Raw genomic sequence first — 11,847 nt, 5'->3', positions numbered from 1 at the left:
TGCTACCAGCCAGATCTATCCACAGAACGTTCCAGTCTATTTTCTATTTCATCAGGAAGTTGCGTAAAGAAATTACTTCCCGTGAGTTCTTCTATGGAATCTACGGGAACGAGGTATTTGTAAATAGACTGATCGCTTTCTTGGTGAGGTATAAGAAATGCCATCATCTTTTCCTTACCGCTCGACTTTTTATAGATGATTTTATAAAATTGCTCTGGAACGCTTACTTGTTCCGATCCTATACTTTCTAGATTCCCATTGAGAACGGAGCCTGTTACCACATAGATACCATTTTCCCGCTGTGCATAATAGCGTATTTTTTGTTCCAGCCTATTCCAGATGCCAGCATTGAAGTTATGACGTTGCGGGCTTATATTACTGGTCAAAAATGTTTCATTATAATCTTCCATAGAAGCACGACGGTCACCCGCAGGAACTAAATGGCCACGATCGTAGCCGCTATTCTTGTAATTGCGCCAGCTTGCCGCGCCAGTGCTAACCATATCATCAATCTCAAAATAGGGGCGTTTGAAACTTACTTTTTTAATGTCACTGGGATTCAAAATATGAACGGTCCATTCTGCTTGTTCATGTTTCTCGTTGTAGGAAAGGCTGTAGCTTTTGTGATGGACAATCTGATTAATGGATTCCGGAAGGAAGTCGGCTCGAGAAAGCGTTGTATTGGTGCTCCCTGCTTCCTCAATATTGTTTTTAGAGATCTGGTTGTTTTGATACCCCTGCACAAAAAACAATCCCACTAATAGACTTATGGCAATAATGGTATAAATGGTTTTCTTCATGAAGTGGTTTTGACATCCAGTGCATCGCGCAGCGAATTGCCTAAAAGCATAAAAGCCATCACCAGCAACATAATAGCGACTCCTGGAACAATGGCGAGATAGGCTTTGTCCAGAATAATGTATTGATAATGATCCTTAATCATACTTCCCCATGATGGAATGGGTGGCTGTGCTCCTAATCCTAAAAAACTCAATCCTGCCTCGATCAGAATTGCAGCAGCAAAATTAGCGGCGCTTATAACAATGACGGGAGCTAGGATATTAGGTAAAATATGTCTAGCAATTATTCTAAGGTTTGTAAAACCTAAAGCTCTGGCTGCGGTGACATACTGATATTCCTTTGCCACGATCATTTGCCCGCGAACCACTCTTGCGATTTCTACCCACATGGTTAAACCGACGGCGATAAACACCGTCAAGAATCCTTTTCCTAATGCTATGCTTATAGCGATCACCATTAATAGGGTAGGTATGGACCAGGTGACGTTAATCAACCACATAATTGCAGCGTCTGTCTTACCTCCATAATAACCCGCAATCGCTCCCAATGGTATTCCGATTAATAACGATATAAACACGGCTACAAAACCAATACTAATGCTCACACGAGCGCCTATTAAGATTCTGCTCAGCAGATCGCGGCCATATTTATCCGTGCCTAGCAAGAATGTTTTTTGGGAGGTGTAGTTTTCGCGAAAGCGAGATAGACTCAACTCCTCAGTATTTATTAGATCTAGTGTTTGAAATGGTAAAACCTGATTATCTACATCGTATGGTTGGTATAAAATGGTGCCATTTGACTCTTTCAAAGTAGTAAAAGGTATTTCTGTATTGACGGACTCACTGCCATTCCACCAGTCCCAAATGCTCCCAGAATAAGTTGATGAAGTTGGAATTTCAATCATGTCAACCACAAAGCCCGGAGGTTGAGAATGAATGGAAATATGCATCTGATTTGCATAACGACTGCTGTCTGGAGCAAGTACGTAAGCAAATAGAGCTATAAAAATAAAAAAGGCGATCACACAGAAACTCAAAACGCCCCAAAAACTTTTACGAAGCTTCTGGAGCGTGAGATTGCCTGTAGATGCGTTTGACAGCATCGTTAGTTTTTGAGTGACATCTTGGAATCGTTGTTAATGCTATTAGATTTCAGATCTTTTAAAACATTAACAGCTTCCTCAATATACATGTCTTGATTAATAGTCTCATGCCAGCGACTGCGTTTTTTAGCTAGGCTGGAATCTTTTTTAGCTAGAAGAATTTCACCTTTCAAAGAGCTTATTTTTAATTTGTTTTTATAATCGTCTAATCTCTTGAACTTGTCCGTTTCATTTTCTAATCTGACAATTCTATCTTGGTACCCTTTAATGGATAACGGTATGATATATTGTTCCCGTTGCTCTGACAACCATTTAGCATTTTGATCAATCAACTGGAAATATTCATTGTCGTCAACACGTTTCTGAGAAGATTCAATAACCTGAGCTTTGTTAGCGTAGCCTTTAAATTTCTGATAGGTCGCTGCGGGAATTTCATCATATGGTAATGGAAACTCCTCATCGCGCTCTCCTATTTTAATATAAGCATAACGATCAGGAGTAATTATATCACTTTTCACACCTTCAAGTTGTGTACTTCCACCACTAACTCTGTAGAATTTTGAAGTGGTTAATTTCAATGCACCCAGATCTCCATAATCTGTTGTACGCACGTAGCGGTTAAGATCCTCGAAATTCTGTACAGTTCCTTTGCCAAAAGTTTGCTGACTGCCCATAACGATTGCCCGATCATAATCTTGTAATGCAGCGGCTAGAATTTCAGACGCACTAGCGCTTAACTCATTGACTAAAATAACAAGAGGACCTTCCCATAGTATTTGTCCACCATCGTCATCGTTCAAGGTTTGATTGCGATCATTTTTAGCACCCACTTGCACCACAGGACCATCTTCTATAAAAAGACCTGCCATTTCAATAACCTCTCTCAATGATCCACCACCATTGTTACGCAAATCGATGATAAGGCCTTCCATACCTTCTTCCTTTAATTTCTTTACTTCTTTTGCAACATCATCACCAGCGGCTCTTGCAGATGCATTTTCCGTACTAAAATAAAATTTAGGAAGATTGATGACTCCATAATTAATATTGTCATCTTGAATCAAGGCTGTTTTTGCAAACGTTTCCTCTATCAAAACTACATCACGAACTAACGTGACCTTTTTAATACTTCCATCTACCTTTTTCAAAGTCAGAATAACGATAGTACCTTTTGGACCTTTGATTAAATCAACGGCATCGCTTATTCTCATTCCTACGATGCTAGTGGCAACGGAGTCTTTTTCTTGAGCTACACGTATAATCTTGTCTCCTTTTTCTAACTCTCCGCTCGTCCAGGCTGGACCACCTGAAATAATTTCCATGATCTCAATGTTGTCCATCTTCTTTTGTAGACGCGCACCTATTCCTTCAAGTGTACCACTTAATGAGGTGTCAAATCTATCTTTGCTTTGTGGAGCAAAGTAGTTTGTGTGTGGATCAAAATGAGTTGTAATATTATTTAAGAAAAGAGAAAAATAGTCTAGGCGATCTGCATCCTTGCTTAAATCAAAATTCTCCTCCATAGATTTTTTCAATTCCATGCGGGATTCTATCTCAAGCTCCTTGGGTGTTTTTTTCTCTTTTGAACTATTAGCTTCAACTTTAATCCCGTCAGAATCCTCAGAAGAGGTATCATTTTGCGCTTCTAACTTACCGTTATAGATACTTATGGCAGATAATTTCAATAATTTTCTCCAGTGATCTTTTAGTTCCTTTTTATTTTTAGCATAAGGAATATTCTCATAATCCGTGTCGATTTCTTCTGATTCATCAAAATCAAACGGCTTGTTGATGACCTCGTTGAAAATCTCCTGAGATTCTTTTTCTCGCTTCAATAGGCGGTCATAGACGATATTGAACAAATCAACACGACTGTCACGTATCTGATCATCGATTAAATACTCAAAAGTCTTGAATTCCTCTATATCTTTTGCTAGAAAATATCTTTTAGCAGGATCCATTTCATAGATGAAGTTATTAAATACGTCCTGCGAAAACTGATCTGTTAAATCTGCGGGAGCATAATGGTTTCTCTCAAGCACATGACTAATCAACTCAATAAGTAATTGTTCTTTTTCCTTATCACCGGGATCAATAGTACCATTTATAAAACTACAGCTTGCGGTAGCTGCCATTAATGTAATTATGGCAATTGCAATGTTGTTTTTTAGGAACTTCATAGGTTATTCATTTTTCTCTTTCTTCAATTGTAAAAATCGTGCCACATTCTAAGCGTTGAAAGTAGTCTGCTATCTGAACATATCACGTCTAATTTACTTAATTTTAACCACCTTAAGAAAGCTATGAAAGAGAAAAAACGTCCGTTGATACTAGTAACTAATGATGACGGCATTACAGCAAAAGGAATTAGAACATTAATTGATATCGCATCAAAAATAGGAGAAGTGGTAGTTGTTGCTCCAGATAAACCGCAAAGCGCCATGGGTCATGCAATTACCATTAATGACACTCTTTATGTAAAAGAGTTTACCATGCATGATTATGATCATAAAGAATACACAACTAGTGGTACTCCTGTAGATTGTGTAAAAATGGCGAGCCATGAAATTCTCGATAAAAAGCCAGATTTGTGTATAAGCGGGATTAATCACGGTAGTAATAGTGCTATCAATGTCATTTACAGTGGTACGATGAGTGCCGCTATGGAAGCAGGAATCGAGGGAATACCGGCTATAGGTTTCTCCTTATGCGATTATGATGCAGATGCTGATTTTGATCCTGCAAGACCCTATATTGAAACTATTATTAAGCAAGTACTTAAAAATGGAATGGCAAAGGGTGTTTTGCTTAACGTCAACATTCCTAAAGCTACTGCAAAGCAGCTTAAAGGAATCAAGATTTGCCGTCAGGCAAACGCATACTGGGTGGAAGATTTTGATAAACGAACTAACCCTAGCGGGAAGGATTATTACTGGCTCAGCGGTAAATTTGTGAATGACGATAAAGGTGAGGACACTGACGAGTGGGCATTAGAACATAACTATATCTCTGTGGTTCCCACGCAGTTTGATCTGACCGCGCATCATTACATTCAAGAATTAAATACATGGGATTTTGAAAGCTAAAATACTTAAAGGTTTCTTACTGGGTATTCTTGCTAATGCCATTGGAACCTTTTTGTACATTTATTTTTTTAGCGATCACAACTTTGAATATGTAATTGAAAAAGGATTAGAGCAGGGATTTTTAGGAGGATTGATCGGGTTGGGAGCCATATTAAATTTATTATTATTCTTCTTCTTTTTGACTAAGCGCATAGGCAAGTTTCAAAAACCTATTCAAGTTTATGAAGCAAGAGGTGTAATATTATCCACTTTATTAGCAGCCTTTGCCATTGTTTACTTTGAATTTTAACGCATGAAATATTATCTAATAGCAGGAGAGGCAAGTGGTGATTTGCATGGATCTTTACTAATGAAAGAGCTTGAAAACGCTGATGCTGATGCTCAATTCCGGTTTTGGGGTGGCGATCTCATGCAACAAGAGGGCGGTACTCTTGTAAAACATTATCGAGACCTCGCCTTCATGGGATTTGTAGAGGTCTTAGGGAATCTACGCACGATCTTTAAAAACATTACAGACTGTAAAAAAGATATTGAGCAATTTGCACCAGATGTAATTATCTACATCGATTATCCGGGATTTAATTTCCGGATTATGAAATGGGCGAGGACTCATGGATATCGCAACCATTACTACATTTCGCCACAAATATGGGCGTGGAAAGAAAACAGAATAAAAGCTATCAAACGTGACGTAGATGAAATGTATGTAATTCTGCCTTTTGAAAAAGAATTCTACGAGCAGAAGCATCAATTTCCAGTTCATTTCGTGGGCCACCCGTTAATCGACGCGATCAGCCAAAGGGAACAAGTAGATCATGAGAAATTCCTGAAAAAATATCAGCTTGATGACAGGCCTTTAATTGCGCTTTTACCAGGTAGTAGAAAGCAGGAAATCAGGAGCATGCTGGGCATTATGCTTCAAGTAATTCAAAGCTATCCTGGTTATCAATTTGTGATTGCGGGTGCGCCAGGGCAAGAAAAAGAATTTTACAATACTTTTTTAGAGAAGTACGACGTTCATCTGATTATGAACAGAACCTACGACTTACTCAGCCTTTCCCATGCAGCGTTAGTGACATCAGGAACTGCAACATTAGAAACGGCACTCTTTAAAGTGCCTCAGGTGGTATGTTATAAGGGAAGCAAGATTTCCTATCACATTGCAAAGCGTATTATTAAACTGGATTATATCTCGTTAGTGAATCTAATTATGGACCGTCCGGTGGTGACAGAGCTTATTCAAAACGAGTTTAAAACTCAGAATGTTAAGAAAGAACTCCAGCATATTTTAGATCCCAGTCACAGAAATAAAATATTTGCCGATTATTACAGTCTAGAAAAAAAACTGGGAGGTGTAGGTGCTAGTGAGAAAACTGCCCAGCTCATTTATAAATCTATTGAAAGTAAGCATGATGAATTATAGTCCGCTTTCGCGAAAGCGCAATACATACAGCACAAGAGAAATAAAATTAGTTTTAGTAGCAATTTCCATTTCACTGCTACTTATGTCTTGTGGATCTTCAAAGCCCAGGGTAATAACTACAAAAGCTGAAGCTAGGGAGTTTCAACAGCAAAACGAGGTTGCTGCTGTACCTAAAAGGACCCAGCGAACCATATCTAAAAATACAACGGAACGACCGGTTACAGAGCAAGAATATGAAGAAGTTGAGGTGGAAGAAGCTCTTGTAGAACCTACTATTTATGATGTTGCCATAGATAAAGCGATGCAATATGAAGGTGTGAGATACAGGTACGGTGGTTCAACAGAAAATGGAATGGACTGCAGTGGGTTGCTTAACATATCTTTTTCTGAAGCAGGGAAACAAGTACCTCGCAATAGTAGGAGTTTCTTTGATAAAGCAGATCCCATTGATGTAAAAGAGGTAAGACGTGGAGATTTGATGTTTTTTGCAACAGGAAGAGATCGTAAAAGAATAAACCACGTTGCTCTAGTAGTAGAAGTTACTCCTGCCGAAATACGTTTTGTGCACGCTACGGTTTCTGAGGGTGTTAAAGTAAGTTCATTTAATGAGGCTTACTGGCTATCTAAGTACCGCAGCGCCGGCAGGCTTTTTTAGAGTATATTTAAGAATTCGCTGGTTAGACTATCCATTCTACCGTATCCTTGCTGCTTTTGTTGTCGGGATTCTTTGTGCTAGATTTGTTGAGGTCTCGTTTTCAATTTCCTTGTGGATCGCAATCGTGGCGCTTGTCATTCCCATAATTGTTTATGCCGTCAGTCCTTATAAGACAGTGACCAAAACTATTTTTACGGTAGCAAGCTCTGTATTTTTCTTAGGGTTGGGAGCTGTTGTTTTTCAAATTCAATCCCATCACTTACCTTCAAATCACTATGAACTCCTTGATGTAAAAGGTGAAAATAAGATCCTAACACTCGAGCTCTCTTCTCAATTAAGCTCAAATACGTACAATAATAGGTTTTATGCAAACGTGGTTCAAGTTGAAAATGAACAGGTTTCAGGAAAAGTACTGGTGCTTTTTAAGCGTATAGATTCCTTAGACTTTAAAGTAGGTGATCAACTTACTGTTTTTGATGATATCAATGAAGCGAGCAATGCCCGCAATCCAGGAGATTTTGATTATAAGGAATACTTGAAAGGAATTGATGTGTACGGTCAAGTTTACATTGATAAGGTAGGAATTATAAAGGTCAACCGCGATCAGGCAGATTTGCCATGGTACGTAGAGACTAGAAATAAAATTTTAACTGATCTTGAAAGTTCCAACCTGCAGAGTCAGCCGCGTGCTATGATTGAGGCACTGGTGTTGGGTCAGCGTCAGAACATTGATCCTACGATCAGTCAGAATTTCAGGGATGCGGGAGTGATTCACATCCTTGCATTGAGTGGGTTGCACGTGGGTATTATTTTACTGATTCTTCAATTTTGTTTGAAATGGTTGTTACGCATCAAAAACGGGATCATTTATCAAACCATTCTCATCATCCTGCTGCTATGGAGTTTTGCATTGCTCACAGGAATGTCTCCTTCTATTATGCGTGCGGTGACCATGTTCTCTTTTGTGGCAATAGGTATGAGCATGAATAAAAAGCGATCTGTGTTTCATAGTTTGACGATATCTGCTATGGTGCTGCTTTTTATTGATAGCAGGTTATTATTCAATGTAGGTTTCCAGCTTAGCTATACGGCAGTTCTTGCTATTGTAATGTTGCAGCCTATTTTTGAACGTATTTTACCCAGGATAAAATTGTGGCTTCCCAGAAAATTATGGCAGATCTCTACGGTGACTCTTGCTGCCCAGATAGGTGTAGCGCCCCTTAGTATTTTTTATTTTCATCAATTTCCACTGTCATTTCTGGTTGGTAATTTGATGCTGTTGGGATTGCTACCATTTATTTTAGGTGCTGCGATATTGTTTATTGTAATGCTACAAATAGGATTTCCTGCAGACTGGTTGGGAACGGTTCTTAACTTCATCTTCAATTCCATAATTGCTCTGGTAGCGTGGATCAGCAGTTTTGATGCTTTAATTTTGAAAAACCTTTATCTGGATCCAGTAGAGGTTTTATTAGGTTATGTTGCGTTGCTAGGTTGCGCACTGTATTTGCGTCCGCAAATTCTCAAAAGTAAACGAGAACGTTTGCGCATTCTTAAGCCCAATAATTTTTTGCATTTTGGAATAGCCGCAGGAATTCTATTTGTCACATTTGGTTTAATAAAGTCTCTAACACCACAAAATTCTTTCCTGATCCTCCATCAATCTAGAGGTACTGCCATCTCAATTTCCAATGGAACCCAATCCAAGTTGCTGACACATCTACCAGAAATGAAATCAGCCAGAAGGCAACAGAGCATTCGCCGGTTGAAGAATATAACGCCGTTCTTAAATCAGAAAATTGTAGTGGATAGTCTGACAGCTTTAGTGGATTATGCAAATCACGAAATTGTAGTCATCGATGAATCTGGAATTTACGCAGATTCAAAAAAGCCGAATCCTATCGTGCTACTTTCCCATTCTCCTAAAATTAATCTAGATCAGATGATCACAAGATTGAAGCCTAAACTCATTATATCAGATGGTTCCAATTATCGCAATGTAGTCAACCGCTGGAAGAAAACTTGTGCCACTAGAAAGATAGAATTCATCAACACCTATGATCACGGTGCAGTAAATATTCTGGACTATTAGTCTTGAAGTTGGTAATTGAAGCTGGCCTGATAATCTGCCCAATCCTTACCAGTTCTGATCGATTTATAGGTATCGTCAGAAAGCATGGTGATGTAGATCTCTAATTTTTTAGCATCTAATTTTCCTGGTATGGGCTGGATTACATTTCCTTTTTGGTCAAAGAAAATAATCGTGGGATATTCAAAAATCTGCATGGCTTCGGCAAAGTCATGCTGGGCTCCTGGAAATTTCTGATACTGTTTGTTTCCATAGGTTTTGCTTTTGTACGTGATGGATTCCTTGCCTTCTGCGTCAAAAGATACCGGATAATAGGTAGTGTTGATGAATTGTGCGATGTCCGCTTTCGCGAAAGCGTGCTTGTCCATCCATTTACAATTAGGGCAACTCTTAGTGTAGGTCTTGAACAGGATCTTGCGAGGCTCTTTTTTCTGTGCTGCCAGCGCATCATTCATCGTCATCCACTTGACCTGTGCGCTAGCTAAGGTCATGCTCATTAAACAGAGTAGAAAAAGAAATTGTTTCATGGTGCAAATTTAATGGCTATAAAATCAAAAAACGCACCATTGTCGTGCGTTTTGAGAATACTTTTATAATTGATATTTATCGTATACCGTGCATCTTTTTGATCAATATAGGTTTGATCAAGAGCATCACGATTCCCGCACCTATAGGCAGAAGCGTGAATATAAAGAAGAAGGTCGATAATCCATACTGGTCTGAAATCGAGTCGATCAAACTTCCCGATAATCCCGCGAGTAGGTTTGCAATAAAGTTTGCCACAAACCAGATCCCAAACATTAATCCGATCAGTTTTACGGGAGCCAACTTACTCACATAAGAAAGTCCCACGGGTGACACGCACAGTTCTCCCAGCGTATGACATAAGTAGGCGACTATCAAGAACACAATACTTACAGACGCTGTTCTTGCACCATCTGGAATGTCCAGTGATCCATAAGCAAGCGCTCCAAAACCGATACCTAATAGCATTAATCCAACCGCAAATTTCACAGGTCCAGAAGGGTTGTATTTACTTTCCCATATCTTAGAGAAAAAGGGTGCAAATGCAATGATAAAGAACGAATTCAGGATTCCAAACCAGCTGGCGCCTATCTCGACTTCATTTTCATTGATTTTTACTAAAGTTCCCTGAGTAACGCTTTCTTCACTGAAACCAACACCTTGAGCTAATAGTAAATCATAGGAATTTCCTACCGCCATGAGTTTGTTCTCTGCTTTTTCCTCATCATCCAGTTCGTTGAACTCTTCTTGTTTTAAGTAAGATTCACCTAAAAAGATATCTGTCTGTTGTTTTTCGCCATTAGCATCTGTGTACTCTACAATGGCATAGTCTGCATCTTTCCAGAAAAGGCCATGTTTTGAACGGGACACAAAACCTGTGAGGATCCCTTTTCTGATCATTCCTATACTGTCATTTTTTGCATTGACAATGTAATTACCCGCAACAGTATTTGCTGCGTTTTTATCGTCACCCTCAAAATACATACTAAGACCACTACCCACGCTAATACCTGTTTTAGAACCGATCTCAAAATCTTCTGTTGTAAGTATTTTAGTAACCCTGTCGCTTCCATTAGCATCTGTGTAAGCTATTTCATAGGATTTCGTGTCAAAATCATTTTTAATTACAAAAATTGCTATTGCCCAAATGGTTGCAAAACTGATGATTAACATCAGGTTTGACAGTGGGTAATGTTTGAAAATTTGTTTGCAAAGCATTCCTAAAACCCATGTAATAATGAGCAGTGGCACTATGACAAGGATTGTATTAATTATGGTAAATGCCGTAGCATAACCTCCAGTCAGAACTCTGTCTGTATAATCTGCCGCAAAAATCGTCATCGATCCACCTGCCTGTTCAAAGGCCATCCAGAAGAATATGGTAAAGAATGCCAGCACAGAGATCACGATAATTCTATCTCGTGTGACTTTGCTTTTCTGAGCTTCATCCACCACTTCTTCAATAACAACTTCAGTATCATCAACAGATTTTTCTAACGCATCATCAAAATCTTGAGTTGCCGCTGGAGAAAGTCCGATTCTCCCAAAAATACTTTGTGCAAAATAGAACTGCAACATTCCTAAGAACATGAAAATACCTGCTAGTCCAAATCCATAGTGCCATCCAAATTTTTCTCCCAGATATCCACAAAGAAGAATACCTAAAAATGCACCGGCGTTGATTCCCATGTAAAAAATGGTGTAACCAGCGTCCTTTTCTTTTCCTTGTGATTTGTAAAGATTACCAACGATGGAAGAAATATTAGGCTTGAAAAGCCCATTACCCGCTATCAATAATGCCAGTCCTAAATAAGTAAAGCTAACCGACTCAAATGCCATGGCAGCATGCCCTAAGGTCATAATTAACGCCCCAAGAACTACCGCTTTACGGTAACCGAAAAACTTATCTGCCAGAAAACCACCTATGATGGGAGTCAAATAAACCAGACCCGTGTAGAAAGCATAAAGAGTTAACGCATCTGCACGTTCCCAGCCCCATCCTTCATCTAGAATGGATGCAATAAGAAATAGTACCAATAAGGCGCGCATTCCATAGTAGGAAAAGCGTTCCCACATTTCTGTAAAGAATAGAACGAATAAACCAGCCGGATGATCCAGAATGGTTTTTTGGTTTGCCGCAGCACCGTTGAATTTAAATTCCATATT

The 11,847-nt window shown here is 39.1% G+C and carries 10 protein-coding genes; 5 read left to right on the top strand and 5 right to left on the bottom strand.

Annotation, left to right across the window (positions count from 1 at the left end):
• Positions 1 to 2 precede the first annotated feature (2 nt).
• The 3 genes from IQ282_RS05975 to IQ282_RS05965 are packed head-to-tail and all read right to left on the bottom strand — an operon-like array spanning position 3 to position 4,083.
• On the bottom strand, positions 3 to 800 hold the full coding sequence (locus tag IQ282_RS05975) for a DNA/RNA non-specific endonuclease (protein WP_194850926.1): 798 nt from the start codon (positions 798 to 800) through the stop codon (positions 3 to 5).
• On the bottom strand, positions 797 to 1,903 hold the full coding sequence (locus IQ282_RS05970) for an ABC transporter permease (protein ID WP_194850925.1): 1,107 nt from the start codon (positions 1,901 to 1,903) through the stop codon (positions 797 to 799). The genes IQ282_RS05975 and IQ282_RS05970 overlap by 4 nt, the downstream gene beginning before the upstream one ends.
• A 2-nt stretch (positions 1,904 to 1,905) precedes the next feature.
• Positions 1,906 to 4,083 (bottom strand): carboxy terminal-processing peptidase, encoded by a 2,178-nt coding sequence (locus IQ282_RS05965; RefSeq protein WP_194850924.1) that lies wholly within the window; start codon positions 4,081 to 4,083, stop codon positions 1,906 to 1,908.
• A 123-nt stretch (positions 4,084 to 4,206) separates the two neighbouring features.
• Here IQ282_RS05965 and surE point away from each other — a divergent pair, with 123 nt between their 5' ends.
• From surE to IQ282_RS05940, 5 genes are read left to right on the top strand one after another with little or no spacing between them, the layout of a single operon-like run.
• Positions 4,207 to 4,989, top strand: a complete 783-nt coding sequence (surE, locus tag IQ282_RS05960; RefSeq protein ID WP_194850923.1) for a 5'/3'-nucleotidase SurE — start codon at positions 4,207 to 4,209, stop codon at positions 4,987 to 4,989.
• Positions 4,979 to 5,278: a hypothetical protein gene (locus IQ282_RS05955; RefSeq protein WP_228547237.1), complete on the top strand. Its 300-nt coding sequence runs from the start codon at positions 4,979 to 4,981 to the stop codon at positions 5,276 to 5,278. The genes surE and IQ282_RS05955 overlap by 11 nt, the downstream gene beginning before the upstream one ends.
• A 3-nt stretch (positions 5,279 to 5,281) precedes the next feature.
• Positions 5,282 to 6,412, top strand: a complete 1,131-nt coding sequence (gene lpxB, locus IQ282_RS05950; protein WP_194850922.1) for a lipid-A-disaccharide synthase — start codon at positions 5,282 to 5,284, stop codon at positions 6,410 to 6,412.
• Positions 6,399 to 7,067, top strand: coding sequence for a C40 family peptidase (locus IQ282_RS05945; RefSeq protein ID WP_194850921.1), 669 nt, complete (start codon positions 6,399 to 6,401; stop codon positions 7,065 to 7,067). Before lpxB ends, IQ282_RS05945 begins: the two co-directional genes overlap by 14 nt.
• A complete protein-coding gene (locus IQ282_RS05940; protein ID WP_228547236.1) occupies positions 7,018 to 9,159 on the top strand; it encodes a ComEC/Rec2 family competence protein in 2,142 nt (713 codons plus the stop codon). The genes IQ282_RS05945 and IQ282_RS05940 overlap by 50 nt, the downstream gene beginning before the upstream one ends.
• Here IQ282_RS05940 and IQ282_RS05935 read toward each other — a convergent pair.
• Both IQ282_RS05935 and IQ282_RS05930 read right to left on the bottom strand, forming a co-directional pair.
• Positions 9,156 to 9,683 (bottom strand): thioredoxin family protein, encoded by a 528-nt coding sequence (locus tag IQ282_RS05935; RefSeq protein WP_194850920.1) that lies wholly within the window; start codon positions 9,681 to 9,683, stop codon positions 9,156 to 9,158. The genes IQ282_RS05940 and IQ282_RS05935 overlap by 4 nt on opposite strands.
• Before the next feature lie 76 nt (positions 9,684 to 9,759).
• Positions 9,760 to 11,844: a peptide MFS transporter gene (locus IQ282_RS05930; RefSeq protein ID WP_194850919.1), complete on the bottom strand. Its 2,085-nt coding sequence runs from the start codon at positions 11,842 to 11,844 to the stop codon at positions 9,760 to 9,762.
• Positions 11,845 to 11,847: the final 3 nt, after the last annotated feature.

It is taken from the genome of Nonlabens antarcticus (assembly GCF_015356755.1).
Taxonomy (GTDB): Bacteria; Bacteroidota; Bacteroidia; order Flavobacteriales; family Flavobacteriaceae; genus Nonlabens; species Nonlabens antarcticus.
Note: the sequence above shows the minus strand (reverse complement) of the source record. Positions and strands in the feature narration are given on the sequence as shown.